This is a genomic window from Microbacterium sp., from assembly GCF_041641055.1.
Taxonomy (GTDB): Bacteria; Actinomycetota; Actinomycetes; order Actinomycetales; family Microbacteriaceae; genus Microbacterium.
This window is the reverse complement of the sequence record NZ_JBEPZB010000006.1, coordinates 33,006-58,798: the sequence shown is the minus strand read 5'-3', so window position 1 is coordinate 58,798 and position 25,793 is coordinate 33,006. Positions and strand designations below refer to the sequence as shown.

Below are 25,793 nucleotides of genomic sequence, written 5' to 3'. Positions count from 1 at the left end.
CGTGCGAGCTCAGCGATCGAGGGCGGCGAAACGCTCGATGTCGCTGTTGGTGCCCGAGACGATGATCAGGTCGTGGTTCGTGACGATCGTGTTGGCCTCCGCGTAGCGGAACGGCTTGCCAGGGCTCTTCACGCCGACGACCGTCACCTTGTACTTGCTCCGCACGCCGGACTCGTTGAGGCCGACGCCGCGGATGAACTTGGGCGGATACATCTTGGCGAGCACGAAGTCGTCATCGAAGCGGATGAAGTCGAGCATCCGGCCGGAGACGAGGTGCGCGACGCGCTCACCGGCCTCGCGCTCGGGGTAGATGACGTGGTTGGCACCGACGCGGGCGAGGATCTTGCCGTGCGACTGCGAGACGGCCTTGGCCCAGATCTGCGGGACCTTGAGGTCGACGAGGTTCGCGGTGATGAGGACGGATGCCTCGATCGACGAACCGACCGCGACCACGGCGACCTGGAAGTCCTGGGCGCCGATCTGCCGGAGGGCGTCGATGTTCTTGGCGTCGGCCTGCACCGTGTGGGTGACGCGATCCGACCATTTCTGCACGAGCTCGAGGTTGTCGTCGATCGCGAGCACCTCGCGGTCGAGGCGGTCGAGCTCGCCGGCACAGGCGGCGCCGAACCGGCCGAGACCGATGACGAGGACGGGAGCGTCGCCCCGGAGGACTTCAACCAACGATCGGCCTTTCCACGGGCAGTGAGTAGTACTGCGTTCGCGATGTCGCGGCGACCGCCGCGGCGAGAGTCACTGTACCAACGCGCCCCATGAAGATGGTGACGGCGAGGACGTAGGAGCCGGCGTCCGGCAGCTCGGCGGTCAGGCCGGTGGACAGACCCACGGTGGCGAAGGCGGAGATGACATCGAAGAGCACATGGCTGATGTCGGCCTTCGTGATCTGGGCGATGATGATCGTCGAGAGCGCCACGATCGTGGCTCCCCACGCGACGACGCTCAGCGCGACGCGCTGGACGTCGCTGGGGATGCGGCGGCCGAACGCCTCGACGGACTGGCGTCCCTTCGCCTCCGACCACACGGCGATCGCGAGCACGGCCAGGGTGGTGACCTTGATGCCGCCGGCCGTCGAGGCCGAGCCGCCGCCGACGAACATGAGCATGCTCGCGGCGAGCAGGGACGAGCCGTTCAGGTCGTCCATCTCGATCACGTTGAAGCCGCCGGAGCGGGTCATCGCCGAGAGGAAGAAGGCTTGGAACGTGGTGTCGGCCGCATCCATCGAGCCGAAGGTCTTCGGGTTGGCGTACTCGAGGACCAGGAACACGGCGGCGCCGAGCACGAACAGCAGCACAGTGGTGACGAGGGTGAGCTTGGTGTGCAGCGACCACTTCTTGACGTGCCAGACGTGCTTGGCGAGCGTGTAGATCACCGGGAAGCCGATGCTCCCGAGGAACACGCCGACCATCAGCAGCGTCAGGACGAGGTAGTCGTCCGCGAACACCGCGACGCCGCCGGCGTTCGGGGCGAAACCGGTGTTGGTGAACGCCATCGCGGCGAAGTACGGGGCCTCCCACAGGGCGGCGATCGGCTCGACACCGGCCATCACGAGAGCGGGGTAGAGCAGCACGGCCAGGGCGCCCTCGATGATCAGGGCCGAGACGGCGACCGTCGTCAGGAGCTGACCGACCTCGCCCAGTCGCACGGTCTGGCTCTCGTTGACCACGCCTCCGTGCGCGCGGAGCGGGTTCGTGTCGCCGGCGGCGAGGAGCTTGGCGCGCAGGCCCAGTCGCTTGGAGATCAGCATCCCCATCAGCGAGGCGAGCGTGAGGACACCCAGAGCACCGATGTTCACCCCGATGAAGACCAGCACATGGCCGAAGGGCGACCAGTGGGTCGCCATGTCGACGGTCGACAGTCCTGTGACGCAGATGGTCGAGACGGCCGTGAAGAGGGCGTCGGCCAGGGGAGTGACGGTGCGGTCCGCCGACGCGATCGGCAGTGACAGCAGCACCGTGAAGACCAGGATGAGGAGCGCGAAGATCACGATCGCGAAGCGCGAGGGCGACGACGTGATGATGTGCTTGCCCCAGGATGCGGCGTTCTGGAGCCGCTGTCGAGGAGACGACGCCGAAACGATGCCCGACATCGCGTCCCCCTTCGCTCTCCCACTCGCCGCACACCTGCGGCTGCACGACGCCGTTCGCCGAGCCTTCGTCATGGTACTCCGTGCCGGGGACGACTACCCTGATCACATGACGGACATCTTCGACGTGATCGCAGACGGTACGAGGCGAGACATCCTCCAGCTCCTCCTGCGTCGCACCACCGAAGGGGATGCCGGCACGAGTGTCAGCCAGATCGTCGCCGATCTGGGCATCAGCCAGCCGACGGTCTCGAAGCATCTGAAGGTGCTGCGCGAGGCGGAGCTCGTCAGCGTGCGCGAAGACGGACAACGTCGTTTCTATAGCCTCGAGGTCGAGCCGCTCGGCTCCGTCGACGACTGGCTCGTGCCCTTCCTCATGGATGCCTACGGTGACGACGCGCCGGACATCGACTACCCGGGGCTCCCGCTGCCGGACGGCGCCGCGCATGCGGCGGAGGTGGTCGGACGGGCGGCGGCCTCAGCCAAGCACGTGGTCGCGAACGCATTCAAGCGGCTCGGCGGCTGAAACCGGGACGCTGCCACCGCTGCCGGATGCACGTCGCCCCTGACGATTCGGGGGGCAGTCGTCAGGGGCGAGGCCGCGGACCCCAGCCCGCGCGACCCGGATGGTGCCATCGTGGGTCGTGTGCTCACCGTCCCAGACCAGTCTGGGCAACTGCGGCATACGTCCTATGTCTCCGCTGAGTCCGAGGGCGCGCGGCGGGTCTATCCGTCAGCGCTGCCCGGCCTTCCGGCGGAAGAGCCAGCTTCCCCAGAGCACGGCGAAGGCGAGGATCGCGAGACACCATCCAACAGCCCATGGCGCGGCGTCCAGCGGTGCGGCCGTGAGGAGGCCTCGGATGGTGTCGACGATCGGGGTGATCGGCTGATGGGCGGCGACCGGCTGCAGCCAGTCCGGCATGCTCGCGACCGGGACGAAGGCACTCGAGAGATACGGCAGGAAGAGCAGGACGAAGCCGTAGCCGTTCGCTCCCTCCGGTGAGCCTGCGGCCAGGCCGATCGCGGCGAACAGGTAGGTGATCGCCAGGATGTACAGCGCGATCAGACCAGCCAGGGCCACCCACTGCGCGAAGGAGGCCTCGGGGCGGAACCCGACGAGGATCCCGACGCCGATGACGACCGTCGTCGCGATCAGGTTGCGCAGCAGGCTCGCGACCACATGGCCGGTGAGCACCGCACCGGCCCGCAGCGGCATCGTCCGGAAGCGGTCGATGATGCCGGTGCGCATGTCGTTGGCGACGTACACGGCGGTCGAGGACGCGCCGAAGCCCGCGCACGTGAGGATGATCCCCGGCACCACGTAGTCGACGTAGGCGCCCGAGGGGTCGATCGCGCCGCCGAAGACCCAGGTGAACATGAGCATGAGCATCACCGGCAGGAGGATCGCCATGAGCAGCGATTCGCCGTCGCGCAGCGAATGACGCAGGCTGCGGCCGACGAAGACGGCTTCAGCGGTCAGACCCCGGAGGCGGGGCCGTGGCTGGGCAGCCGAGGGCGAGAGGGGTGGGATGACTGCGAGGGTGTTCATGCGATCTCCTGAGCGCGAGGTGAGGTGGTGACAGCGAGGAAGACGTCGTCGAGCGTGGGACGCCGCAGGGTCACGACGCCGTCGAGTCCCTCCTCGTCGAGCAGGTCCAGTGCCCGTCGCAGATCGGCGACAGTGCCGTCGGTGGGGATCTCGCGGATCGGTTCGCCCTGTGCGTCGTGCAGTTCGACCGTGTCACCGCCCACTCTGGCCTTGAGCTCGGCGGGGGTGCCGAGGGCGGCGATCCTGCCTGCGTGGAGCACCGCGATCCGGTCGGCGAGCTGGTCGGCCTCCTCCAGGTACTGGGTGGTCAGGAACACGGTCGTGCCGGTTGCGGCGACCGTGCGGATCAGGTCCCAGAGATCTCGCCTGCTGCGGGTGTCGAGCCCGGTGGTGGGTTCGTCGAGGAACAGCACCTCAGGTGTGACGACGAAGCTGAGGGCGAGGTCGAGCCTGCGCCGCATCCCTCCCGAATACGTGCGCACCGCTCTGGTCGCCGCGTCTGAGAGGTCGAAGCGCGCGAGGAGCTCGGCCGCCCGACGTGCGGACTCGACCCGGGTCAGGCCCGCGAGGCGTGCGAACATGACGACGTTCTCGAGGCCCGTCAGCGCATCGTCCACGGCAGCGGACTGACCGGTGAGACTGATGCGTCGTTGAATCTCCGACGCCTCGGTCCCGGTGTCGTATCCGAGGACCCTGGCCACGCCGTCGTCCGGGGCGACGAGGGTGGTGAGGATGTTGACCGTCGTGGTCTTGCCCGCTCCGTTGGGCCCGAGCAGCGCGAAGACCTCGCCGCGCCCGACCGTGAGGTCGAGATCGTCGACCACCACCTTCGTGCCGAAGGCCTTTCGCAGCCCGCGTATCTCGATTGCCGTCTCCATCATGTGTCCCTTCGTGTTCCTTTTCGAGGTCGGTCGATCCGTCGTCAAGCCATGAAACTGTGTGTGTCGTACGCAACTGTGTATGACCATAACACACTGTTTATAAAGTAAACAGAAGTACACTGGACAGGTGATCGACACCGAGCCACCCGAACTGCCCAGAGGGATCGCGCTCGCCTGGGGCGTGGCCGCCAATCCGCAGCGTGGACCCAAGCGCGAGATGAGCGTCGAGCGCATCGTCGATGCCGCGGTCGACCTCGCGGATGCCGAGGGGATCGGCGCTGTCTCGATGGCCGCTGTGGCTTCGGCCCTGGGATTCACGCCCATGTCGCTCTACCGCTACGTGAGCGCGAAAGACGATCTCCTGCTCCTCATGCAGGAGCAGGCGACGGGCCTGCCGCCCGAATCGCACCGCGACCTGGAGGGCTGGCGACCGAAACTGCTCGCGCTCTACGCCGAGCAGGTGCTGCTCTACCAGCGTCACCCGTGGATCCTCTCGCTGCCCATCACCGGCTCGCCGATCACGCCGAACAGCTCGGCCTGGCTCGATGCGAGCCTCGCCGCCCTGGAGGAGACGCCGCTGTCCGCCGAGGAGCGGATGGCGGTGGCCCTCGCAGTGACCGGTGACGCCCGGTGGTGCGGCATCGTGCAGGCGGGATACACCGAGCAGTCCAGGGGCACAGGCCTCAGTGCCGACGAGGTGGCCGTCCGCGAGTCGGAGCTCTACGACCGCGTCATCACGGTCGACGAGTTCCCCGCACTGCGCCGCGCGATCGACGACGGGGTCTTCACTTCGCCGGCCGATCCGTTCCGATTCGGAGTGGACAGGCTCCTCGACGGTGTCGCCGCCTACATCGATGGGCTCGCTGAAGGAGCCTCGCACGAGGTGAGCGACGAGTGGATCGCGCTGGATCCCGTCGAGCTCGCCGGCGATCGACGGCTCAAGGATGCGCAGAAGGCGGTGCGCGAGGCCGAGAAGGCGCTGCGTGCAGCGCACAAGCTCGAGCGCCAGGCGCTGCGCGAGGCACGAGAAAGACAGGCGAAGTCCCGAACCGCCCGGTGACGCGCGCACCAGCGGCATGATGAGGGGATGACCACCGCATCCGGCGAGCACCGCGCGCACTTCGACTTCACGATCTCCTTCGCGAACGGGGGAGGGCTCAACGGTGAGGCGTTCCGTCTCGACCTGCCGCGGCCCGAGCTCGGGGCGGATGAGATCGGGGCGCTGCTCGTGCACCACCTCGGCCTCGCTCTGGTCAGCTCCGTCGAGCTGACGAACCTCCGGATCGTCGAGGAACCGCACCGCGGGAGCCGCGGCGTCGACGCTCAGGCTCAGCAAGCATCGAGAGTGATCGATCTGAGCCACCCCATCGAAGCGGGTCTCGTGACCTACCCCGGCCTGCCGGCGCCGACGATCACCTCGCATCTCACCCGCGAGGCCTCGCGTGCGAAGTACGCCCCCGGCACCGAGTTCGCGATGGACATCATCACGATGATCGGCAACACGGGCACCTATCTGGATGCGCCGTACCATCGCTACGCGGACGGCGGCGATCTGGCATCCCTCGACCTCGCCACGCTGGTCGGGCTTCCGGCCGAGGTCTTCCATCTGCACGATGCGTGGAGTCCGCAACAGCGGGGGATCGAGGCGGTGACGCTCTCGGATCGCGACCTGCGCGGAGCTGCCGTACTCCTGGACACGGGGTGGAGCCGGTTCTTCGGGACCCCGGAGTATGGTCGCGGGGCCCCGTTCCTGACCGACGCCGGCGCGAGATTCCTCGTCGACGCCGGAGTCGCACTGGTGGGGATCGACTCCCTCAACATCGACGACACGGAGAGTGGAGGCGAGCGGCCCGCTCACAGCATCCTGCTCGCCGCCGGCATCCACGTCGTCGAGCATCTGACCCGCCTCGCCGACGTGCCGGCCCGTGGCGCGCGGTTCACGGCGGCTCCTCCTGCGGTGCGTGGATTCGGCACGTTCCCGGTGCGGGCGTTCGCGACCGTCGCGGATCCTCGCTGATCACACAGGTCACACGGGTTTACACGCGTCCCAGCTACCCCATAGAGTGTGCTCAATCGAGAAAGGGGTACGTGGGATGCCCGAGGTGCCTGACGTGCGGTTCCTGACGGTGGCTGAGGTCGCCGAGCTGATGCGCGTATCCAAGATGACCGTGTACCGGATGGTGCACGCCGGCGAGCTTCCCGCCATCCGCTTCGGTCGCAGCTTCCGCGTGCCCGAGTCCGCCGTCGCCGACGCGCTGCAGCGTCCCATCGCCGACGTCGGCTGAGCACCCAGGAGAAGATCGTGGACGTAAGCACGTTCTACGCCCTCTTCTCCACGACGTGCTTCGCGCTCACCGGCCTCTGGTGGAACGTGGTGCGCGCGCGTCGCGACTGGTCGAGCGATCCCTCGATGCGCCGCACCATCGGAGGCGTCTACCTCTCCTTCCTGCTGCCTGCGCTCATGGGGCTGTTCGCACAGGTGGGCGGCACCGAGAATCCGATCCTCTGGCGCGCACCCTTCGTCGTCATCGCGGTCGTCGGCGGCGTGTCCATGCTCCGCCTCGTCTCGCGCTCGCGCGGTGACGGCACGACCCGCGCCGTGCGCTGGACCCAGGCCGGCACCATCCTCGTCTACACAGCCATCGCCGTGATCGGCGTGTTCCCGCAGATCGCGACCCCCGTCGGCCTCGCACCGATCCAGGTCGAGGCGCTGCTGCTCATCACCCTCGTGGCCCTCGGACACGCTCTGGTGTGGCGGTACCTCGTCACCGAACAGGTCGAAGACTGATCGCGTGCGGCGGGGCCTCTGTGGTTTGCTAGACTGATCCGAGGCATTTTTCCTTGCCCGTACCCGGGTGTCCGCCACCGTGCGACGCCCAGCCCCTGACTTAGTGAGGTTTCCGTGGGTTCTGTCATCAAGAAGCGCCGCAAGCGCATGGCGAAGAAGAAGCACCGCAAGCTGCTTCGCAAGACTCGCCACCAGCGCCGCAACAAGAAGTAAGCGGCCAGACACGAGCGCCTGTCTCCGGACGGGCGCTTTGTGTCTCTACCCCCAGGTTTCCCGTCGTCGCAGGAGCATGCCATGAAGTCGATCACCGTCACCGAACTCGCCGAGCGCTCGAACATCCCGCTCATCGACGTGCGCGAGGCGCACGAGTTCGCCGCCGGCCACGTGCCCGGTGCCGTGAACATCCCGATGTCCGAGATCGGCAACCGCCTCGAAGAACTCCCCGCCGAGGCGTTCGACGTGATCTGCCAGGCAGGCGGCCGGTCGGCTCGCGTGGTCGAGGCGCTCGAGACCCGCGGCTACGACGCGACGAACGTCGAAGGCGGCACCGGCGAGTGGATCGCCCAGGGGCGCGATGTCGAGGTGCCGTCGGCGTGACCACGCTGACCCTCATCGGCAAGCCCGACTGCCACCTGTGCGACGTCGCGTCCGAGATCATCGACGCAGTGGTCGCGGAGCTGCCGGATGCGGCGGCTGAGCGCATCGAGATCGTCGAGGCGTCCATCCAGGACGACCCCGCACTGTACGAGCTGTGGTGGGAGAAGATCCCGGTCGTCCTCATCGACGGCGAGCTGCACGCCCACTGGCGTCTGTCGGCCGATCGGCTGCGCAATGCCCTCGAAGATGCCGTCCAGCAGGACGCGCTGGAGAAGGAGTCGCGATGATCAGGCACGTCGTCAGCTGGAAGCTCGCCGCAGCGGACCCGGAACAGCGCGCCGAGCAGGCCGCCGAGGTCGCGCGACGCTTGACTGCGCTCGACGGAGTGGTGCCGCAGCTGCGCTCGATCTCCGCCGGTGCGAACGTCGCCTACCCGGACGCGAACTGGGACGTGACCCTCGTGGCCGACTTCGACTCGATCGCCGCACTGGAGGAGTACCAGGTGCATCCGGCCCACGAAGAGGTGGTCGCCTACGTGCGCTCGGTCGTCGCATCACGGGTGGCCGTCGACTTCGAGGTGTGAGTCGTCACACGCGCGTAATATCGCGTCGCACTTGCAACACAAACGTGATCCCCGGATGATGGCTCGCGGCATGTTCGGTGCGACCGCGCATGTTTAGATGTTCACCTACCCGTCCTTGGGAACTCACCCACGTCTTTTCAGGAGCTGACATGCAGCGTCGCAACATCATCGCCGGGATCGCGCTCGCCGCGACCGTGACCCTCGCCCTCGCCGGATGTGCCACGGGCGGCGGGAACCCGGGCTCCGGAGAGCCGGCAGCGGGCGATGAGTACGACCTCGTCGAGTCGGGCACCCTCACGGTCTGCTCGGACGTCCCCTACGCTCCGTTCGAGTTCGAGGGCGGCGACAACGGCACGGGATACACCGGCTTCGACATCGACCTGCTCGACGCGGTCGCGAAGGAGCTCGACCTCAAGCTCTCCGTGCAGGACGTCGGATTCGACGCCCTGCAGTCGGGCACGACGCTCGCGGCGGGCACCTGCGACGTGGGGGCATCGGCGATGACGATCACCGACGAGCGCAAGGCGAACATCGACTTCTCCGAGCCGTACTACGAGTCGCTCCAGTCGCTGCTGGTGCGCACCGACTCGGGCATCGAGTCGATCGACGACCTCTCGGGCAAGAACGTCGGCGTGCAGCAGGGCACCACGGGCGAGGCGTACGCCACGGAGAACGCCGAGGGCGCCGAGCTCGTGCAGTACCCGTCCGACGGAGAGCTGTGGCCCGCGATGCAGGCCGGCCAGATCGACGCCATCCTGCAGGACCAGCCGGTGAACCTCGAGCACGAGAAGGCCGACAGCGCCTACAAGATCGTCGAGGAGTACGAGACGGGTGAGTCGTACGGCTTCGCGTTCGCGAAGGGCGAGAAGGATGCGCTGCGTGAGGCGATCGACGGCGCGCTGCAGGATCTGCGCGACAGCGGCGACTACCAGACCATCTACGACGAGTACTTCACCGCGAAGTAATCGGCGAGCGACGTAGAGCAGGGAGACCTTGACAATGGCGTTGAGGCGCACCACGAAAAGCAAGCTGTACCGGTACATCGTCTATGCGGTGCTGATCGCGATCGTCGTCTGGGCCGCGGTCAGCACCGACTGGGCGAAGATCGGGCCGCTGTTCTTCAACCCCGAGATCGCGGCCAAGATGTTCCCCGGGATCATCACCACCGCACTCGTGAACACGCTGTGGTTCACCGCAGTGGCGTTCATCGCGGGGTTGCTGCTGGGCATCGTCCTGGCGCTGCTGAAGCTGTCGAGCATCGGACCGTTCCGCTGGATCGCGACGGCGTGGATCGAGCTGTTCCGCGGGCTCCCCGCGATCCTCACGATCTTCGGCGTGGCCTTCATCCTGCCCATCGCGCTGGGGATCTCCGGGCGTGACCTCGGCGGACCGGTGGTCCTCGGCCTGATCGGCCTCATCCTGGTGGCCTCCGCGTACATGGCAGAGACCATCCGTGCCGGCATCCAGGCGGTGCCCAAGGGACAGACGGAGGCCGCTCGGTCACTGGGCATGTCGCCGATGAAGACCACGTTCTGGATCATCGTGCCGCAGGGGTTCCGCATCATCATCCCGCCGCTGACGAACGAGTTCGTGCTGCTGCTCAAGGACACCTCGCTGCTCTTCGTGGCCGGCACGTTCATCTGGTCGAAGGAGCTCACCAACTTCGCCCGCGACGCGGCGACCCAGAACACCAACGCGACGCCGCTCATCATGGCGGCGATCCTGTACCTGATCGTGACGATCCCCCTCACGCGCTTCAGCGCGTACCTGGAACGACGGATGGCGAAGCAGCGATGAGCACCGACCTGATTGATGTCCACGCTCCTGCGATCGATCTGCAGGGGCTCGTGAAGAGCTTCGGTGACAATGAGGTGCTCAAGGGCATCGACCTCACCGTCACGGCGGGCGAGGTCGTCTGCATCATCGGACCGTCCGGGTCCGGCAAGTCGACGCTGCTGCGATCGGTGAACCTCCTCGAGGAGCCGACGGGTGGCAAGGTGCTCATCGAGGGCATCGACATCACCGACCCCGACGTCGACATCGACCGCGTGCGCACGCGCATCGGCATGGTGTTCCAGAGCTTCAACCTGTTCCCGCACCTCGACGTCATGGGCAACCTGATGATCGCTCAGCAGCGCGTGAAGAAGCGCTCGAAGGCGGAGGCGGCGAGGATCGCGCACGAGATGCTCGGGCGGGTCGGCCTGGCCGAGAAGGCCGATGCGTTCCCCGGCCATCTCTCCGGCGGGCAGCAGCAGCGCGTCGCGATCGCACGGGCACTGTGCATGAACCCCGACATGATGCTGTTCGACGAGCCCACCTCGGCGCTCGACCCCGAACTCGTCGGCGAAGTGCTGCAGGTCATGCGCTCGCTCGCGGACGAAGGGATGACGATGCTCGTCGTCACCCACGAGATGGGTTTCGCGCGCGAGGTCGGATCCCGACTGATCTTCATGGACGGCGGGCACATCGTCGAGGAGGGCGATCCCCGCGAGGTGATCGGCAACCCGCAGCATCCGCGGACCCAGGACTTCCTGTCCAGGGTGCTGTGACCCGGACGACCTGTCTGACATCGAGACCCCCTCCCGCTGAATCAGCAGGAGGGGGTCTCGATGTGTCGGGAGATGCTCAGGCCTCGACGACCTCGGCGTCCGCGGCGTTGCGGCGGACCGAGTCGACGCCGTTCAGCGCCGCTGCCTTCGTGGTGTAGCTCTCGCTCGTCGCGATGACCTCGCCGTTGCCGGCCTTGAGACGGAACCGGTGTCCACCGGAACTGTCGGTGAACAACTCGAACTTGCCTGCCATGGGGCATCCCTTCGCTGTCGGATCGAGGGGAGTCACCCCTCGAGGGTTACGGTATCCCGGAGTACTGGTCCGCGGATAGAGCGGCGGCTCAGCCGCGCGGATGCACGGCGACGGGTTCGGGCGCCACGGCGATGCGCACCCGGTCGCCGAAGGCCGGATGGATGCCCGGCGCGTGCTGCAGGCGCACGAGCTCGCCGGACTCGGTGCGCACGAGCGTTCGGCGCATGCTGCCGAGGAACGTGCTCTCCTGCACGAGGGCGTCGGTCGCGGCATCCGCCTCCGAGGCGAAATGGACGTTCTCAGGGCGCAGGTAGACGTCGACGGGACCGTCGGCCGGTGCGCGCAGCGGCAGCCGCTGTCCCCACACGACGACGTGGTCGCCCTCGGCGACCCCGGACACGACGCTGGAGAGGCCGACGAACGCGGCGACACCGGCTGTCGAGGGGGTCGTGTACAGCTGCTCCGGCGTGCCGATCTGCTCGATCCGCCCCGAGTTCATCACCGCGATCCGGTCGGAGACGGCCAGCGCCTCCTCCTGGTCGTGCGTCACGAACACCGTGGTGATGCCCAGGCGCAGCTGGATCCGGCGGATCTCATCGCGCAGCTGCACTCGGACCTTGGCGTCGAGTGCCGAGAGCGGCTCGTCGAGCAGCAGCACCTTGGGTTCGGTCACGAGCGCGCGGGCGAGGGCGACGCGCTGCTGCTGCCCGCCCGAGAGCTGATGCGGATAGCGGTCGGCGAACTCGGCGAGACCGACCAGAGCGAGAGCGTCGAGCGCGCGCTTGGCCGCCTCCGCCTTGCCGACACCGCGTCGACGCAGACCGAAGGCGGTGTTCTCGGCCACCCGCAGGTGCGGGAACAGCGAGTAGGACTGGAACACCATGCCGATGTCGCGCTTGTTCGTCGGAACGCGCGACACGTCGCCGCCGTCGAGGAGCACCGCACCGCTGTCGAGCCCCTCGAGCCCGGCGAGCACCCGCAGCAGCGTCGTCTTGCCGCAGCCGGAGGGTCCCAGCAGCGAGACGAACTCGCCCGGGGCGATGTCGAGGTCGACGCCGTGCAGCACGGTGGTGCCGGAGTAGCTCTTCACGATGTCCTGCAGCTGCACCCGGGTGCCTTCGCCGGCTTCGGCGAGCAGCATGTTGTCGGCGGTCTGGGGGAGGGTCATGAGCGGGCCTTTCCGGTGCCGCGGGCGAGGCGGCCGATGAGGAGGAGCAGGAGGAAGACGAACAGCAGGGCCAGCAGGGTGAAGATCGCCGGCGCGTACGGATCCTGCTTCTGGACGACGAGCATGGCCGTCTGGAACACCTGTCGGTTGAGGAGCGAGGCGATCGTGAACTCGCCGAGGACGACGGCGATCGAGATCAGCGAGGCGGCGAGCAGACCCTGACGCAGGTTCGGGGCGAGCACCTTCAGGACGACGGTCGGCCAGCCGGCGCCGAGAGAGCGGGCGGCCTCGGCGAGCGTGCGGAGGTCGGCCGCATCGATCGACGCCTGGATCGAGCGGTAGGCGAAGGGCAGCACGGTGATGCCGTACGCGAAGGCCAGAGTCCAGGTGCCGGTGCCCAGCGCGCGTCCGATCTGCAGATAGATCGGGGCCAGGCCGACGACCAGCACGATCGCGGGGATCGAGATCGGCAGCAGGACCGCGAACTCGAACACCGGCTTCAGCCTCGCGAAGCGCAGGTTCACGAGGATCATCGTGGGAGCGAGCAACAGGAGGACGATCGCGACGGTCACCACTGCGAGGATCAGCGAGTTGCCGAGCCCCGTCCAGATCGGCTTGATCGCCGCGGACTTCTCCGGGTCGAACAGTGCGAACCACCGCTCGAGCGACAGCCCGCCGTCGGTGCCGCGGAGCGTGTAGAGGAAGGTGGCGACGAGCGGGACGGCGAAGAAGGCGCCGACGACGATGCCGATGATCCACCGGGTCGCGAGCGAGGGGCCGAGACGGTTCACGACTGCCACCTCGCAGCCCGACGCTGGACGAGCGAGTACAGGGTCATCACCACTCCGACGATCACGATCATGCCGAGCGCGAGCACGCCGGCGAGGTTCTCCCGCCCGAGCACGGTCTCGCTGGTGAGAGCGGCGCGGATCTGCAGCGGCACGATCTGCGACCCCTGGCTGGCGAGCGCGGCGGCGGTCGCATACGACGAGAACGCGTTAGCGAACAGGAGCAGCAGACTGGCGAGGAACGAGGGGGCGAGCACAGGGATGCCGATCCGCAGCCAGAAGCTGGAACGGGTGCCGCCGAGCGTAAGGTTCGCTTCCGCCCACTGCGGCTTCAGCGCGGCGAGGGCGGGCATGAACGTGATCACCATGAGCGGGATCTGGAAGTAGATGTACGGCAGGATCAGCCCGGGGAGCTCGTAGAGCCAGGTGCCGTTCGCGAAGATGTCGATCCCGAAGGCGTCCTGAAGGAACAGCTTGAGGACGCCCTGGATGCCGATCGTGGCGATGAACGCGAAGGCGAGCATCACCCCGCCGAACTGGGCGAGGACGCCGGCCGCGGCATCCACGGTCGAGCGCACGACGCCGTCCGGGTTCATGCCGAGCAGGGCGTAGCAGACGAGCGCGCCGACGATCGCTCCGACCACGGCGGTCAGCAGTGACACGCCGGCGGAGTTCGCGAAGGTGGTGAGGACGACGGGGTCGCCCAGCGCCGAGAGGTTCGCCCCCGTGAAGGTGCCGTCCTTCGTGAAGAACCCCGAGCCGATGGCGAGGACGGTGGGGACGGCGAGGAAGAGCAGGACGTAGGCGGCGAACGGGACCAGGCCGAGCCAGGCGACGGATGGCGCGGAGCGCTGGGCTCGCGACGTGGTCGCGGGCCCAGCGCTGTGCGCTGCGGGGGAGACGGGGGCGGATGCCGTGGCCTCCGCCCCCGCAGCGGTGGCAGTGGTCACTGGACCGCCGCGGCCCACTTCTCGCCGAGCAGCGTGCCGGCGTTCGTCGACTGCTCCTCGGTCGGGACGACCGTCTCGCCGGGGACCTCGGGGAGGGCGGCAGCGAGGTCGGCGTCGATGGTGCCGGCCTCGGTCATGGCCTCCATGCGCGCGGGGCGTGCGCCGCCCTTGAGCCACAGGTTCTGGACCTCGTCGCTGTAGAGGAACTCCTGCCACAGGCGTGCGGCAGCCGGGTTCGGGGCATCCTTGTTGATCGCCTGGTTGTAGTAGCCCGCGTAGCCGGTGCCGTCGAGGACGACGACCTTCCAGTCCTTGTTGCCGTCGTCGCCCTGGGCGTGTGCGGCGTTCAGGTAATCCCAGTCGAAGACGACCGGCGTCTCGCCGCTCGCGACGGTCGCGGTGGTGACGTCGACCTTGAGCAGGTTGCCGGCCTTCTGCAGGTCGGCGAAGAAGTCGATGCCCGGCTGGAAGTCGTCGAGCGATCCGTCCGACTGCACCGTGGCGAGGCCCACGGCCGCGAACGCCGCGCCGGCCTGGGTCGGGTCGCCGTTGATGGCGACGGCGCCCTTGTAGGCGGCATCCTTCAGGTCGTCGAGCGACTCGGGGGCGTCGAACTTCGACGAGTCGTAGCCGATCGACATGTATCCGCCGTAGTCGCCGACGAAGAGGCCGGTCGGCTCCTTGAGAGCGTCGGGGATCTCGTCCCACGTCTGCACCTGGTACGGCGCGAAGACGTCGGTGTTCTGCAATGCGACGGTCAGACCCAGGTCGAACACGTCGGGCGCGGTGTCGAGGCCCTCGTTCGTCTTCGCAGCCTGGATCTCCTCGGCGCTCGACACGTCGGGGGAGGCCTCGTTGATCGTGATCTCGGGGTACTTCTCGGCGAACAGGTCGAGGATCTCCCCGTAGTTCGCCCAGTCGCGCGGGAGCGCGATCACGTTGAGCTGGCCCTCGGCCTTAGCGGCCTCCTCGAGCTCGGCGAAGGTGCCGAAGTCCTCGACGGACGTCGCGGTCGCGGCGTCGATCTCGTCACTGCCGGCGGCGGGGGTCTCCGCGCCCGTGGCGCACGCGGTCAGGCCCAGCGCGGCGGTGGTGAACAGGGCGATGCCGGCGCCGATGCGCGCGCGGCGGTGGAAGTTGGTCATCAGGGTCCTCTCGGTGTCCGGCAGGGTGAGCCGGAGTCGGGTTGCGAGAGGACACTATGAGCCGCGGGTTGCCGACGATCCCGCCTCGGGTGAACGACAGGTGGCCGGGGCGTGGCCGGTCAGGTGCTGTCAGTCTGGCATCCTGGACGGATGGAGATCGGTGGGATGCTGGGGCTCGAGCAGCTCACCTGGGGAACCCTGATCCTCGTGGTCGTCGCGGCGTTCGCGGCCGGGTGGATCGACGCCGTGGTGGGCGGCGGCGGACTTCTGCAGCTCCCTGCACTGCTGCTGATCCCCGGCATCTCGCCCATCCAGGCCCTCGCCACCAACAAGCTCGCCTCGGTCTTCGGCACCGCCACGAGCAGCGTGACCTACTACCGACGAGCGAGACCCGACATCCGCACCGCGCTGCCCATGGCCGCGATCGCGCTCGCCGGATCCTTCGGCGGCGCGGCGGTCGCGACCATCCTCCCCGCGGCGGCGTTCAAGCCGATCATCGTGGTCGCTCTGCTGGCCGTCGCCCTGTTCACCGCGTTCCGCCCGCAGATGGGCGCAGCGACCCGACTGCGCTTCACCGGGCACAAGCACCACATCACCGCAGGACTCGCCGGACTCGTGATCGGGTTCTACGACGGACTCATCGGCCCCGGCACCGGTACGTTCCTCGTGATCTCGCTCGTCGCGCTGCTGGGGTACGACTTCCTGCAGGCGAGTGCGAAGGCGAAGATCGTCAACCTCGCCACGAACACCGGTGCACTGCTGCTCTTCATCCCGCACGGCGCGGTGCTCTGGCTGCTCGGTGGCATCCTCGCGGTCGCGAACGTCGCCGGCAGCTACCTCGGCTCGCGCATGGCCATCTCCCGCGGCACGACCTTCATCCGGGTGGTGTTCCTCGTCGTGGTGGTGGCGCTGATCGCGAAGCTCGGCGTCGACGTCTGGAACGAGAACATCGCCCCGGCGCTCGCGCAGCTGCGCTGAGCATCCGTCCCCGTCGTGCGCCTCGCACGTCCGATTGCGCTTCGCACGTCCGAATCGGCGGGATACGGACTTCGGAAGTGCATTCGGACTTGTGTGGCGCAACGCGCGACGGGGCATACGCAAGAGGCCCCGCGTGTGCGGGAGAGGCCTCTGCGAAGGTCAGGCCTCGTCGTCCGGCTCGAAGTCGACACCGGCCTCGGCGCGCTGCGCCGCGGTGATCGGGGCCGGCGCCGCGGTCAGCGGGTCGAATCCGTTGCCCGACTTCGGGAACGCGATGACGTCGCGGATCGACTCGGTCTTGGTGAGGTGCTGCAGGACGCGGTCCATGCCGAGCGCGATCCCGCCGTGCGGCGGGGCGCCGAACTTGAAGGCGTCGAGCAGGAAGCCGAACTGCTCCTGAGCGACCTCGTCGCTGATGCCCATGACCTCGAACACGCGCTTCTGCACGTCTTCGCGGTGGATGCGAATCGAGCCGCCGCCGAGCTCAGAGCCGTTGCACACGATGTCGTACGCATAGGCCAGCGCGGAACCGGGGTCGGTGTCGAACGTGTCCTGGAACTCCGGCTTCGGACCGGTGAACGCGTGGTGCACGGCGGTCCAGGCTCCGGCTCCGACGGCGACGTCACCGGAGGCGACGGCATCCGCTGCCGGCTCGAACATCGGCGCGTCGACGACCCACGTGAAGGCGAACTCGTCGGGGTTCAGGTAGCCGAGACGACGACCGATCTCCACGCGCGCGGCGCCGAGGAGAGCACGGCTCTCCTTCGTCGAACCGGCCGCGAAGAACACGCAGTCACCCGCGGAGGCGCCGACGAACTCGGCGAGACCCGCCTGCTCGGCCTCGGACAGGTTCTTGGCAGCGGGGCCGCCGAGCGAGCCGTCCTCGTTGAAGAGCACATACGCGAGACCGCGAGCGCCGCGCTGCTTCGCCCAGTCCTGCCACGCGTCGAGCTGCTTGCGCGGCTGGCTCGCGCCGCCGGGCATCACGACGGCACCGACGTACTCGGCCTGGAACACCCGGAACGGCGTGTTCGCGAAGTACTCGGTCGCCTCGACGAGCTCGAGTCCGAAGCGGAGGTCGGGCTTGTCGGAGCCGTACTTGGCCATCGCCTCGGCGTAGGTCATGCGCGGCAGCGGGGTCTGCACTTCGACGCCGATGGTCTTCCACATCGCCTGGATGAGCGACTCCATCAGCGCGATGACGTCCTCCTGGTCGACGAAGCTCATCTCGATGTCGAGCTGGGTGAACTCCGGCTGGCGGTCGGCGCGGAAGTCCTCATCGCGGTAGCAACGGGCGATCTGGTAGTACTTCTCGACGCCGCCGACCATGAGCAGCTGCTTGAACAGCTGCGGCGACTGCGGCAGCGCGTACCAGCTGCCGGGGTGCAGGCGAGCGGGCACGACGAAGTCGCGGGCGCCTTCCGGCGTCGATCGCGTGAGCGTGGGCGTCTCGACCTCGGTGAAGTCCTCGCCGTGCAGCACGTCGCGGACGGCCTTGTAGACGTCTGAGCGCAGGCGCAGAGCGGATGCCGCGGCGGGGCGACGCAGGTCGAGGTAGCGGTACTTGAGGCGGGCCTCCTCACCGACCGTCTCGGTGTCAGCGACAGCGGTCGACACCTGGAACGGCAGCGGAGCGGACTCGTTCAGCACCTCGACCTCGGTCGCGATGAGCTCGATCTCGCCGGTGGGCAGGTTCGGGTTCGCGTTGCCCTCGGGGCGACGCGAGACCTCGCCGGTCACCTTCAGGACGAACTCGTTGCGCAGCGGGTGCGCGACCTCCTCATCGCGGATGACGACCTGGGCGATGCCGGACGCATCCCGAAGATCGATGAACGCGACTCCTCCGTGATCACGACGGCGATCGACCCAACCCGAGAGGGTGACGGTCTGACCGATATGCTCGGCTCGCAGCGAGCCTGCCGAGTGGGTGCGAAGCACGGAGGATTCCTCCTGATCTGGGAAATGGTGAACCCGCCCATTCTACGGGGGCGGGTGTCGCCTCCTCTGCCGGTGGCATATCGCTCAGTAGGATCGCCACGACGGAAAGGCCCCCATGGACTCCAACGGCATCGCAGACCTGTACGCATCGATCTTCTCGGGGACGACGGGCCTGATCGCCCTCGTCTTCTACGTCCTGGTCGTCATCGGCCTGTGGAAGGTGTTCACCAAGGCCGGATACCCCGGCATCCTCGCGATCATCCCGATCGTGAACGTGGTGTTCCTCGTCAAGATCGCGGGCATGTCCGGCTGGTGGGCGTTGCTCTACCTGATCCCGATCGTCGGATTCGTCTTCGGGATCATCGTGGCGATCAGGCTCGGGGAGCGGTTCGGCAAGGGCGGGCTCTTCTCCTTCTTCCTGCTCTTCGTCTTCCCGTACATCGGGTACCTCATCCTCGGCTTCGGCGACTCCCGCTACCGCAGGGCCTGACGTGGTGGCATCCCGACTGCATCTGGTCCGCCACGGTGAGGTGCACAACCCGAAGCGCGTGCTGTACGGCCGGCTGCCCGACTACCACCTGAGCCGCGCGGGGCGGAAGATGGCGAGCGCCGCCTCCGACCACATCGCGAGCCTGGACCGCTCGGTGGCCGGCCTGTACTCCTCGCCGTTGGAGCGCGCCCAGGAGTCCGCCGAGCCCTTCGCCGAGCGCTTCGGCCTCACGCCGGAGATCGACATCCGGCTCATCGAGCCCACCAACGTGTTCGAGGGCACGCAGATGCGCCGCTCGCTGCTGAACCCGGTCAACTGGTGGCATCTGCGTCAGCCGTCGCTGCCGAGCTGGGGCGAGCCGTATGCATCGATCGCCGAGCGGATGCTGGGGATGATGGCCGAGGCCTGGCGCTCCGTCGACGACGGCGATCTCGTGATGGTCTCGCATCAGGCACCGATCTGGATCACGCACCTGCGGGTCGCGGGCCTGCCCCTCCGGCACGACCCGCGTACCCGCCGGTGCGCGCTGTCGAGCGTGACCTCGTTCGAGCTGGTCGGCGACGTCTGGCGTGAGGTCGACTACGCCGAACCCGCAGCGACGGGTGGCGCCGTCGACGTCGGCGCCGTCTGATCGACGCGGCGCGGCCTGATCAGCGCGGTGCGGTGCCGGTCGGGCGCCGGCTCGCGACCACTCTCAGTGGGCCATCAGAGACTGGATGACGCCGACCGCCGCCAGCTGCCCCGCCGCGGCCGCCAGAAGCACCGACGCCATGGGTCCTGGGAGCGAGGCGCGGTGCGCGAGGTCGCCCGCCGCGAAGACCCCCGCGAGCGAGGTGCGACCGAAGTCGTCGATCTCGATCGACCCGGAGGGCAGCAGGGTCAGGCCCAGCTGGTCCGCGAACGGCGCCCGATGGCGCAGCGACCCCGAGGCCACGAAGACCCCGGCCACCGTCTGCTCGGCAGCCTCGGTGCTCACCCGCACTCCGCTGCCGTCAGGGGCGACGGCGGTCACAGGTGCGAGGCTGACGCGGGCTCCGAGGCCCTCGAGTGCTCGGGTCTCGTCGGCCGTGTACGGCTGCTCGACCGGGAAGACCGTGATGTCGCCGACGATGCGGCCGAGCAGCCCGATCAGGTGCTCGGCGCGGGGCGCGGCACCGAGGATGCCGAGGGGCATCCCGGCATGCTCATGGCCGTCGCAGAACGGGCAGATGAACGCCCTCGTGCCCCACAGCTCCTGCAGCCCCGGCACGGGCGGCAGGTCGTCGGCGACGCCGGTGGCGAGGATCACGTGTCGCGCCTCGACGGCGTCGCCGTCGGCCAGCTGCACGGAGAACGTCGCATCGGTCGGGGTGACGGTCGTCGCGCCGACGTCGCGGATCTCGACGTCGGCGTACTCGGCGAGCTGCGCGCGCGCCGTCGCCCGGAAGTCCGCCGGGGGAGTCCCGTCGTTCGCGACGACGTTGTGCATGTGCAGCACGGTGCCGTTGCGGTAGTCGCCGGAATCCAGCAGCAGCGTCGAGCGGTGCATCCGCCCGAGGGTCAAGGCGGACTGGAGGCCTGCGGGGCCTGCGCCGATCACGATCGCGTCGTACATGTGGGGTCCTTCCGAGGATGCTCGCTTGCGTTCTCGTCCAGTGTGTGACTTCATGTCAACATGAAGTCAAGCGTCCAGAACCCGTGGTCCGTCGGCGAGGTCGCCGGGAAGTTCGATCTGCCCACGAACGTGCTCCGGCACTGGGAGTCGGTCGGGCTGCTCACCCCCGCGCGCGATGCGGCGGGTCGGCGCCGCTACGGGCAGGACGAGGTCGTCCGCATCGCGGTGATCCAGCGCAGCAAGGCGGCCGGGATGACGCTCGACCAGATCGGCGTGATGCTCGACGACGGCGCCGCCGAGCGTCACCAGGTGCTGCAGCGGCACCTCGACGACCTCGACAGCCGGATGGAGGAGATGCGGCGGTCGCGCGAGATGACCGAGCATGCGATGGGATGCCGATCGCACGACATTGCCACGTGCCCCCGATTCCGGGCCAGCGTGGCCGACGTGCTGGCGCGGCTCTGACCGCTTCCGCACGGCTCGCACGTCCGGCCCATGCATAGGAACCCCCGCGTAAACTGGGAATCGTGCCACTCCCCTCGACGGTTCGTCCGATCCGCAGCGGCCGCCCCTCCCGCATCCGGCCTTCTCGCCGCGCGGTCGGTGTCGCGCTCGCCGCGGTGCTCGCCATCGGCCTGAGCGCCTGCGCTCCCGATCCGGTGAACGACTCGTTCCTCAGCGGTGACAACCCCGGATACGTCGCAGCCGACGGTGCGATCGTCGAGATCCCCGTCGCCGAGCGGGGCGAGCCGGTCGCCGAGTTCAGCGGCGTCACCGAGAACGGCGACGATTTCGACAGCTCCGAGCTCGCCGGCAAGGTGACGGTCGTGAACTTCTGGTACGCCGGGTGCGCGCCGTGCCGCGTCGAGGCAGAGGACCTCGAGAGCGTCTGGCAGGAGCAGGGCGGCGACGACGTGGCCTTCCTCGGCATCAACACGCGCGACCAGGCGGACACGGCGCAGGCCTTCTCCGACGAGTTCGGTGTGACGTACCCGAGCCTGATCGACGTCGACACCGCCGAGGCGAAGCTCGCATTCGCCTCGTCCGTGCCGATCCAGGCGACGCCCACCACACTCGTGCTCGACAAGCAGGGCAGGGTCGCCGCGCGCATCATCGGTCCGATCGACGGCACCTCGATCCTCTCGACGCTCGTCAAGGACGCGCTCGCGGAGGACTCGTGACCCTCTCGGGGGCGCGGTGAACCCCGAAGCCATCATCGGATCCGGCGCCCTCTGGGTCGCCATCCCCGTCGCGATGCTCGCCGGCCTCGTCTCGTTCCTGTCGCCGTGCGTACTGCCGCTGGTGCCGGGCTACCTCGGATTCCTCGGCGGCGCGGTCACGCCTCGCCGCTCCTCGAGCACGGCCGACGGCACCGCCCTCTCGACGGTCGAGGCCCCCGCGCGTGGCCGACTCGTCCTCGGTGTGCTGCTGTTCATCCTCGGCTTCAGCGCGGTCTTCGTCTCGCTGACGGCGCTCGGCGGACTCGCGAACGTCTTCCTGCTCCAGTGGGGCGAGCTCATCACGCGCATCCTCGGCGGTGTGATCATCCTGATGGGGCTGGTGTTCCTCGGCCTCTTCGGCTTCGCCCAGCGCGAGGTGCGGTTCCATGTGGACTCGAAGGCCGGGCTGATCGGCGCACCACTGCTGGGTGTCGCACTCGGCATCGGCTGGGCGCCGTGCCTCGGCCCGACCCTGACCGCCATCTTCGCCCTCTCGTTCAACGCGGGCGACCCGGTGCGTGCGGGCATGCTCGGCCTGGCGTACTCGCTCGGCCTCGGCATCCCGTTCCTGCTCGTCGCGCTCGGATTCGGGTGGGCGACGAAGGCGATCGGGTTCCTCCGCCGACACATCCGCGTGGTGAACATCATCGGCGGAATCCTGCTGATCGTCCTCGGCCTGCTCATGCTGACGGGGCTCTGGACGGAGATCATGTCGAGACTGACGGCGGTGATGAACAGTGTCATCCTCCCGCTCTGATCAGAAGAAGACGCATCGGAAGGATGACGTGAGCAGCACAACCGAGAGGTCCAGCGACCCGCTCCGCCCGTCGGACCACGTCGACGGCGAGGAGTCGATCACGCAGCCGCGTCTCGGTTTCGTGGGATGGCTGCGCTGGGGCTGGCGTCAGCTGACCTCGATGCGCACCGCGCTCATCCTGCTGCTCGTGCTCGCCATCGCCGCGATCCCCGGCTCGATCTTCCCGCAGCGCATGGCCGACCCCAACGGTGTGACGCAGTGGGAGCGCGAGAACCCCGACCTCTTCCCGGTGCTCGACGCGCTCAAGCTGTTCGACGTCTACCTGTCGCCCTGGTTCTCGGCGATCTACCTGCTGCTGTTCGCCTCGCTGGTCGGATGCGTGATCCCGCGCATCCGTCATCACGCCAAGGCCCTGCAGGCGCGCCCGCCGCGCACCCCCGCTCGGCTGAAGCGCCTCGCGGACTTCCGCGCGGTCCGGCGCGCGTCGACGGATGCTCCCGCGGAGGCGGCTGCCACGATCGACATCGCGACGAAGCAGCTGAAGGCGCTGGGGTACCGGGTCGAGCGCTACGACTCCGGTCGTGCGTCGTCGGTCTCCGCCGAGCGCGGATACTGGCGCGAGACCGGCAACCTGCTCTTCCACCTCGCCCTGGTCGGCGTGCTCATCACGGTCGGCGTCGGCGGCGGATTCGCCTACACGGGGCAGCGGGTGCTGGTCGAGGGGGAGACCTTCGCCAACACGCTGCTCGACTACGACTCGATGAACCGCGGGCGGTTCGTCGGTGACGGAGCGCTCGCGCCCTACTCGATGCGGCTCGACAGCTTCGACGTGACCTACCAGCCCTTCGGCGAGCCGGGCTCCGGTCAGGCGGGCGACTTCTCGGCCAACGTCACGGTGCTGGAGAACGGCGAGGAGCGCACCGGATCGGTCAAGGTGAACGAGCCGCTCGGCGTCGCCGACGACAACGTCTTCCTGCTCGGCAACGGCTACGCGCCGACCATCACCGTGCGCGACCCCGACGGCACGGTCGTGTTCACGAACAGCACGCCGTTCCTTCCGCAGGACAACAACATGACCTCGCTCGGCGTCATCAAGATCCCGGACGGCCTCAGCGAGCAGGTCGGCCTCGTCGGCTTCTTCTACCCGACCACCGGGGTGCTCGACACGGGGGCATTCTTCTCGGGGTTCGGCGACCTGACGAACCCGACCCTCACGCTCGACGTGTACACCGGCGATCTGGGCATCAACGAGGGAGTCCCGCGGTCGGTCTACGTGCTCGACACCACCGGGATGACCAAGGTCACCGGTCGCACCACCGACCTCGAGTCGATCGAGCTGACGCCCGGCCAGACCGCCGACCTGCCGAACGGCATGGGCACGGTGACGTTCGAGGACGAGTCGCCGGCCGGGGCGACGGATGCCTCGCAGTCCGTCAAGCGCTTCGCGTCGCTGCAGATCCACCGCGACGCCTCGGGTCCGTGGGTGCTCGGCTTCGCGCTGCTCGCGCTCGGCGGACTCATGCTCGCCCTCTTCATCCCGCGTCGACGCGTCTGGGTCAAGGCCACCGCCGCCGACGGCACCGTCGAGCTGGAGTACGCGGGCCTCGCCCGAGGCGAGGACCCGACGCTCGCGACGGCCGTCGACGACCTCGTCGCCGGTCACGCCCGTCTGATGGACGCCGCCGGAGTGACGACCGCCGTCGCCGATGAGCCGGCGGCCGACGACGACGCAGAACCCGCATCCGACACCCCGAAAGTAGACTGACACCATGTTCGACCTCGAAGTGATCTCGCCGATCCTGCTGTGGACGGCGATCGCGGTCTACGCGGCGGCCTTCGTGGCCTTCGCCTTCGACCTCGCCCGGCGGTCTCAGCTGTCGGCCGATGCGGCGAGCGTCCGCGAGTTCGAGCTGGTCGGCGCCGGGTCGAAGGCGGCCGCGGGGCCGCGCGGCGGGGCATCCGGATCCGAGGCGGCTCCGCAGCGCTTCGTGATGGCGCGCATCGGCACCTCGCTGACGGTCCTCGCCTTCCTGTTCCACTTCGCGGCGACCCTGACCCGCGGACTCGCGGCCGGTCGGGTGCCGTGGGCGAACCTCTACGAGTTCGCCATGATGGGGACCCTGCTGATCGTCGCGGTGTTCCTCGTCGTCCTCACGCGCATCGACCTGCGTTTCCTCGGCACCTTCATCACCGGGCTCGTCGTCGTATTGCTCGGCCTCTCGGCGACGAACTTCTACGTCGACGTCTCGCCGCTGATGGACCCGCTCAAGAGCGTCTGGCTCGTCATCCACGTGTTCGTGGCGTCGCTCGGCACGGCGTTCTTCGCGCTGGCGTTCGCGCTGTCCGTCATCCAGCTCATGCAGTCCCGCCGGGAGCGTCTGATCTCGGAGGGGGCGGAGAAGACCGGACCGGGATTCCTGCGCACCTTCCCCGGATCGGAGCGCCTGGAGAGCATGGCGTACCGGTTCACGATCATCGGCTTCATCCTCTGGACGTTCACGCTCATCGCGGGTTCGATCTGGGCGTACTACGCCTGGAGCCGCTTCTGGGGCTTCGACGTCAAGGAGACCTGGACCTTCGTGATCTGGGTGCTCTACGCCGGATACATCCACGCGCGTGCGACCCGCGGCTGGCGCGGCAATCCGTCAGCCTGGTTGGCGATCGTCGGCTTCTCGGCGGTGCTCTTCAACTTCACGATCGTCAACGTGTTCTTCAAGGGCCTGCACGCCTACTCCGGCCTGAGCTGAACCGGCCTCACCCGAACGAGCGGATCCCCAGCGGGATGACCTCCGCGTGCTCGACGCCGTCTTCGTACCAGACGAACTCCGCGTCGTGCACGATCTCCGAGGGGCGCGAGCTCAGCGACCTCCGGGACTTGTGCGACAGCTCCGTCCAGGCGGCGGGGGCGAGGGTCTTCGCGTAGAGGACCGAGAGATGGAACGTCCACTCCTCGGTCGGGCGCTCGTCGAGGCGGCGGAAGTCCGTCGTCTCGAGCGCCGCACTGAGGTTGGCGTAGGCGGACACGAGGGTCGCCGTGCGCCGCAGCCGCAGGATCACGACCTGCCACGGCGCGGGGAACACGTCGACCGCCTCCGCGACGACCTCGACCGGACGCTGCGCCACGGCCCACTCGCGGATCAGTGCGAGCAGCTCGTCACGCCGCTCGGGCTCGTGGAACGCGCGCAGCGTGACGTGCTCGGTGTGCGGGTGCGGGGCATCGAGGCGTCCGAGCGCGGACCGCTGCTCGGCACGGTAGACGTCGGAGACGGCCGTGCGCGGACGCAGCACGAGGTACTGCTGCCCCTCCAGCGAAGCGAGCTGGGCGGGAGAGGTCATGAAAGGGCGACGCATCCCCCGATCGTACGTGCGCGGGGCGACGTCCGTGAACCCGCCTCGGCCGTTCGTCACGGATTCCACTCCACAACTCCGGAGATCTCAAGCAGGCCGGCGACGCCACCCGCGTA

32 protein-coding genes are annotated in these 25,793 nt (G+C 68.4%); 20 read left to right on the top strand and 12 right to left on the bottom strand.

The window, feature by feature from the left end; genetic code table 11:
- Window positions 1–9 precede the first annotated feature (9 nt).
- The gene (locus tag ACESK8_RS05705; protein WP_047520565.1) at window positions 10–681 is read right to left on the bottom strand and encodes a TrkA family potassium uptake protein; all 672 of its coding nucleotides are present in this window, start codon (window positions 679–681) and stop codon (window positions 10–12) included.
- Window positions 674–2,104 carry a TrkH family potassium uptake protein gene (locus ACESK8_RS05700; RefSeq protein WP_372967684.1) on the bottom strand — a complete coding sequence of 477 codons (1,431 nt, stop codon included), beginning with the start codon at window positions 2,102–2,104 and terminating at the stop codon, window positions 674–676. The genes ACESK8_RS05705 and ACESK8_RS05700 overlap by 8 nt, the downstream gene beginning before the upstream one ends.
- Before the next feature lie 106 nt (window positions 2,105–2,210).
- Between ACESK8_RS05700 and ACESK8_RS05695 the strand changes: the two genes are divergently transcribed.
- A complete protein-coding gene (locus ACESK8_RS05695; protein WP_060927432.1) occupies window positions 2,211–2,627 on the top strand; it encodes a helix-turn-helix transcriptional regulator in 417 nt (138 codons plus the stop codon).
- A gap of 207 nt (window positions 2,628–2,834) precedes the next feature.
- On the opposite strand, the gene ACESK8_RS05690 is transcribed toward ACESK8_RS05695, so the two are convergent.
- Window positions 2,835–3,650, bottom strand: a complete 816-nt coding sequence (locus ACESK8_RS05690; protein WP_372967683.1) for an ABC transporter permease — start codon at window positions 3,648–3,650, stop codon at window positions 2,835–2,837.
- Window positions 3,647–4,531: an ATP-binding cassette domain-containing protein gene (locus tag ACESK8_RS05685; protein ID WP_372967682.1), complete on the bottom strand. Its 885-nt coding sequence runs from the start codon at window positions 4,529–4,531 to the stop codon at window positions 3,647–3,649. Before ACESK8_RS05685 ends, ACESK8_RS05690 begins: the two co-directional genes overlap by 4 nt.
- 127 nt (window positions 4,532–4,658) lie before the next feature.
- Here ACESK8_RS05685 and ACESK8_RS05680 point away from each other — a divergent pair, with 127 nt between their 5' ends.
- The 11 genes from ACESK8_RS05680 to ACESK8_RS05630 all read left to right on the top strand — a co-directional run bounded on the left by ACESK8_RS05680 (window position 4,659) and on the right by ACESK8_RS05630 (window position 11,048).
- On the top strand, window positions 4,659–5,591 hold the full coding sequence (locus ACESK8_RS05680; RefSeq protein ID WP_372967681.1) for a TetR family transcriptional regulator: 933 nt from the start codon (window positions 4,659–4,661) through the stop codon (window positions 5,589–5,591).
- 27 nt (window positions 5,592–5,618) lie between these two features.
- Window positions 5,619–6,548: a cyclase family protein gene (locus ACESK8_RS05675; protein WP_372967680.1), complete on the top strand. Its 930-nt coding sequence runs from the start codon at window positions 5,619–5,621 to the stop codon at window positions 6,546–6,548.
- Window positions 6,549–6,624: 76 nt separating this feature from the next.
- Entirely contained in the window at window positions 6,625–6,816 is a 192-nt protein-coding gene (locus tag ACESK8_RS05670; protein WP_042538977.1) for a helix-turn-helix domain-containing protein, read from the top strand.
- Window positions 6,817–6,833: 17 nt separating this feature from the next.
- Complete coding sequence (locus tag ACESK8_RS05665) at window positions 6,834–7,319, top strand: hypothetical protein (RefSeq protein WP_372967679.1); 486 nt, start codon at window positions 6,834–6,836, stop codon at window positions 7,317–7,319.
- Between the two features lie 114 nt (window positions 7,320–7,433).
- The gene (locus tag ACESK8_RS05660; RefSeq protein WP_003792170.1) at window positions 7,434–7,532 is read left to right on the top strand and encodes a 30S ribosomal protein bS22; all 99 of its coding nucleotides are present in this window, start codon (window positions 7,434–7,436) and stop codon (window positions 7,530–7,532) included.
- 81 nt (window positions 7,533–7,613) lie between these two features.
- Window positions 7,614–7,916, top strand: a complete 303-nt coding sequence (locus ACESK8_RS05655) for a rhodanese-like domain-containing protein (protein ID WP_372967678.1) — start codon at window positions 7,614–7,616, stop codon at window positions 7,914–7,916.
- Entirely contained in the window at window positions 7,913–8,203 is a 291-nt protein-coding gene (locus ACESK8_RS05650) for a glutaredoxin family protein (RefSeq protein ID WP_372967677.1), read from the top strand. Before ACESK8_RS05655 ends, ACESK8_RS05650 begins: the two co-directional genes overlap by 4 nt.
- A complete protein-coding gene (locus tag ACESK8_RS05645; RefSeq protein ID WP_372967676.1) occupies window positions 8,200–8,499 on the top strand; it encodes a Dabb family protein in 300 nt (99 codons plus the stop codon). Before ACESK8_RS05650 ends, ACESK8_RS05645 begins: the two co-directional genes overlap by 4 nt.
- 149 nt (window positions 8,500–8,648) lie before the next feature.
- Window positions 8,649–9,464: a basic amino acid ABC transporter substrate-binding protein gene (locus ACESK8_RS05640; RefSeq protein WP_372967675.1), complete on the top strand. Its 816-nt coding sequence runs from the start codon at window positions 8,649–8,651 to the stop codon at window positions 9,462–9,464.
- A gap of 34 nt (window positions 9,465–9,498) precedes the next feature.
- On the top strand, window positions 9,499–10,296 hold the full coding sequence (locus ACESK8_RS05635; protein ID WP_372967785.1) for an amino acid ABC transporter permease: 798 nt from the start codon (window positions 9,499–9,501) through the stop codon (window positions 10,294–10,296).
- Window positions 10,293–11,048 (top strand): amino acid ABC transporter ATP-binding protein, encoded by a 756-nt coding sequence (locus ACESK8_RS05630; RefSeq protein WP_372967674.1) that lies wholly within the window; start codon window positions 10,293–10,295, stop codon window positions 11,046–11,048. The genes ACESK8_RS05635 and ACESK8_RS05630 overlap by 4 nt, the downstream gene beginning before the upstream one ends.
- A 76-nt stretch (window positions 11,049–11,124) precedes the next feature.
- Here the strand turns inward: ACESK8_RS05630 and ACESK8_RS05625 are convergent, their stop codons facing one another.
- From ACESK8_RS05625 to ACESK8_RS05605, 5 genes are all read right to left on the bottom strand, one after another.
- Window positions 11,125–11,301 carry a DUF1508 domain-containing protein gene (locus ACESK8_RS05625; protein ID WP_074731866.1) on the bottom strand — a complete coding sequence of 59 codons (177 nt, stop codon included), beginning with the start codon at window positions 11,299–11,301 and terminating at the stop codon, window positions 11,125–11,127.
- 88 nt (window positions 11,302–11,389) lie between these two features.
- On the bottom strand, window positions 11,390–12,469 hold the full coding sequence (locus ACESK8_RS05620) for an ABC transporter ATP-binding protein (RefSeq protein WP_372967673.1): 1,080 nt from the start codon (window positions 12,467–12,469) through the stop codon (window positions 11,390–11,392).
- On the bottom strand, window positions 12,466–13,260 hold the full coding sequence (locus tag ACESK8_RS05615) for an ABC transporter permease (RefSeq protein ID WP_372967672.1): 795 nt from the start codon (window positions 13,258–13,260) through the stop codon (window positions 12,466–12,468). Before ACESK8_RS05615 ends, ACESK8_RS05620 begins: the two co-directional genes overlap by 4 nt.
- Window positions 13,257–14,207, bottom strand: coding sequence for an ABC transporter permease (locus ACESK8_RS05610; RefSeq protein WP_372967671.1), 951 nt, complete (start codon window positions 14,205–14,207; stop codon window positions 13,257–13,259). Before ACESK8_RS05610 ends, ACESK8_RS05615 begins: the two co-directional genes overlap by 4 nt.
- Entirely contained in the window at window positions 14,204–15,352 is a 1,149-nt protein-coding gene (locus tag ACESK8_RS05605; protein WP_372967670.1) for an ABC transporter substrate-binding protein, read from the bottom strand. The genes ACESK8_RS05610 and ACESK8_RS05605 overlap by 4 nt, the downstream gene beginning before the upstream one ends.
- Before the next feature lie 150 nt (window positions 15,353–15,502).
- Between ACESK8_RS05605 and ACESK8_RS05600 the strand changes: the two genes are divergently transcribed.
- Window positions 15,503–16,330, top strand: coding sequence for a sulfite exporter TauE/SafE family protein (locus tag ACESK8_RS05600; protein ID WP_372967669.1), 828 nt, complete (start codon window positions 15,503–15,505; stop codon window positions 16,328–16,330).
- Between the two features lie 159 nt (window positions 16,331–16,489).
- Here the strand turns inward: ACESK8_RS05600 and aspS are convergent, their stop codons facing one another.
- A complete protein-coding gene (gene aspS / locus ACESK8_RS05595) occupies window positions 16,490–18,268 on the bottom strand; it encodes an aspartate--tRNA ligase (RefSeq protein ID WP_372967668.1) in 1,779 nt (592 codons plus the stop codon).
- A gap of 115 nt (window positions 18,269–18,383) precedes the next feature.
- Between aspS and ACESK8_RS05590 the strand changes: the two genes are divergently transcribed.
- Complete coding sequence (locus ACESK8_RS05590) at window positions 18,384–18,758, top strand: DUF5684 domain-containing protein (protein ID WP_372967667.1); 375 nt, start codon at window positions 18,384–18,386, stop codon at window positions 18,756–18,758.
- A 1-nt stretch (window position 18,759) separates the two neighbouring features.
- Entirely contained in the window at window positions 18,760–19,389 is a 630-nt protein-coding gene (locus ACESK8_RS05585) for a histidine phosphatase family protein (protein WP_372967666.1), read from the top strand.
- A gap of 63 nt (window positions 19,390–19,452) precedes the next feature.
- On the opposite strand, the gene ACESK8_RS05580 is transcribed toward ACESK8_RS05585, so the two are convergent.
- Entirely contained in the window at window positions 19,453–20,352 is a 900-nt protein-coding gene (locus tag ACESK8_RS05580) for an NAD(P)/FAD-dependent oxidoreductase (protein ID WP_372967665.1), read from the bottom strand.
- Between the two features lie 60 nt (window positions 20,353–20,412).
- Between ACESK8_RS05580 and ACESK8_RS05575 the strand changes: the two genes are divergently transcribed.
- From ACESK8_RS05575 to ccsB, 5 genes are all read left to right on the top strand, one after another.
- The gene (locus ACESK8_RS05575; RefSeq protein WP_372967664.1) at window positions 20,413–20,817 is read left to right on the top strand and encodes a MerR family transcriptional regulator; all 405 of its coding nucleotides are present in this window, start codon (window positions 20,413–20,415) and stop codon (window positions 20,815–20,817) included.
- Between the two features lie 62 nt (window positions 20,818–20,879).
- Window positions 20,880–21,533: a TlpA family protein disulfide reductase gene (locus ACESK8_RS05570; RefSeq protein ID WP_372967663.1), complete on the top strand. Its 654-nt coding sequence runs from the start codon at window positions 20,880–20,882 to the stop codon at window positions 21,531–21,533.
- 16 nt (window positions 21,534–21,549) lie between these two features.
- Window positions 21,550–22,329: a cytochrome c biogenesis CcdA family protein gene (locus tag ACESK8_RS05565; RefSeq protein ID WP_372967662.1), complete on the top strand. Its 780-nt coding sequence runs from the start codon at window positions 21,550–21,552 to the stop codon at window positions 22,327–22,329.
- A gap of 28 nt (window positions 22,330–22,357) precedes the next feature.
- Window positions 22,358–24,094 (top strand): cytochrome c biogenesis protein ResB, encoded by a 1,737-nt coding sequence (locus ACESK8_RS05560; RefSeq protein WP_372967661.1) that lies wholly within the window; start codon window positions 22,358–22,360, stop codon window positions 24,092–24,094.
- 4 nt (window positions 24,095–24,098) lie between these two features.
- Window positions 24,099–25,076, top strand: coding sequence for a c-type cytochrome biogenesis protein CcsB (ccsB, locus tag ACESK8_RS05555; protein WP_372967660.1), 978 nt, complete (start codon window positions 24,099–24,101; stop codon window positions 25,074–25,076).
- A 7-nt stretch (window positions 25,077–25,083) separates the two neighbouring features.
- Here the strand turns inward: ccsB and ACESK8_RS05550 are convergent, their stop codons facing one another.
- On the bottom strand, window positions 25,084–25,680 hold the full coding sequence (locus tag ACESK8_RS05550; RefSeq protein WP_245647431.1) for a 2'-5' RNA ligase family protein: 597 nt from the start codon (window positions 25,678–25,680) through the stop codon (window positions 25,084–25,086).
- Window positions 25,681–25,793: the final 113 nt, after the last annotated feature.

Bases quoted from the DNA above. Each gene is read 5' to 3' on its own strand.
- ACESK8_RS05700 (WP_372967684.1), bottom strand. From the start codon at position 2,104: ATGTCGGGCATCGTTTCGGCGTCGTCTCCTCGACAGCGGCTCCAGAAC.
- ACESK8_RS05695 (WP_060927432.1), top strand. From the start codon at position 2,211: ATGACGGACATCTTCGACGTGATCGCAGACGGTACGAGGCGAGACATC.
- ACESK8_RS05690 (WP_372967683.1), bottom strand. From the start codon at position 3,650: ATGAACACCCTCGCAGTCATCCCACCCCTCTCGCCCTCGGCTGCCCAG.
- ACESK8_RS05685 (WP_372967682.1), bottom strand. From the start codon at position 4,531: ATGATGGAGACGGCAATCGAGATACGCGGGCTGCGAAAGGCCTTCGGC.
- ACESK8_RS05675 (WP_372967680.1), top strand. From the start codon at position 5,619: ATGACCACCGCATCCGGCGAGCACCGCGCGCACTTCGACTTCACGATC.
- ACESK8_RS05670 (WP_042538977.1), top strand. From the start codon at position 6,625: ATGCCCGAGGTGCCTGACGTGCGGTTCCTGACGGTGGCTGAGGTCGCC.
- ACESK8_RS05655 (WP_372967678.1), top strand. From the start codon at position 7,614: ATGAAGTCGATCACCGTCACCGAACTCGCCGAGCGCTCGAACATCCCG.
- ACESK8_RS05645 (WP_372967676.1), top strand. From the start codon at position 8,200: ATGATCAGGCACGTCGTCAGCTGGAAGCTCGCCGCAGCGGACCCGGAA.
- ACESK8_RS05640 (WP_372967675.1), top strand. From the start codon at position 8,649: ATGCAGCGTCGCAACATCATCGCCGGGATCGCGCTCGCCGCGACCGTG.
- ACESK8_RS05635 (WP_372967785.1), top strand. From the start codon at position 9,499: ATGGCGTTGAGGCGCACCACGAAAAGCAAGCTGTACCGGTACATCGTC.
- ACESK8_RS05630 (WP_372967674.1), top strand. From the start codon at position 10,293: ATGAGCACCGACCTGATTGATGTCCACGCTCCTGCGATCGATCTGCAG.
- ACESK8_RS05625 (WP_074731866.1), bottom strand. From the start codon at position 11,301: ATGGCAGGCAAGTTCGAGTTGTTCACCGACAGTTCCGGTGGACACCGG.
- ACESK8_RS05620 (WP_372967673.1), bottom strand. From the start codon at position 12,469: ATGACCCTCCCCCAGACCGCCGACAACATGCTGCTCGCCGAAGCCGGC.
- ACESK8_RS05605 (WP_372967670.1), bottom strand. From the start codon at position 15,352: ATGACCAACTTCCACCGCCGCGCGCGCATCGGCGCCGGCATCGCCCTG.
- ACESK8_RS05600 (WP_372967669.1), top strand. From the start codon at position 15,503: ATGGAGATCGGTGGGATGCTGGGGCTCGAGCAGCTCACCTGGGGAACC.
- ACESK8_RS05590 (WP_372967667.1), top strand. From the start codon at position 18,384: ATGGACTCCAACGGCATCGCAGACCTGTACGCATCGATCTTCTCGGGG.
- ACESK8_RS05580 (WP_372967665.1), bottom strand. From the start codon at position 20,352: ATGTACGACGCGATCGTGATCGGCGCAGGCCCCGCAGGCCTCCAGTCC.
- ACESK8_RS05575 (WP_372967664.1), top strand. From the start codon at position 20,413: ATGAAGTCAAGCGTCCAGAACCCGTGGTCCGTCGGCGAGGTCGCCGGG.
- ccsB (WP_372967660.1), top strand. From the start codon at position 24,099: ATGTTCGACCTCGAAGTGATCTCGCCGATCCTGCTGTGGACGGCGATC.
- ACESK8_RS05550 (WP_245647431.1), bottom strand. From the start codon at position 25,680: ATGCGTCGCCCTTTCATGACCTCTCCCGCCCAGCTCGCTTCGCTGGAG.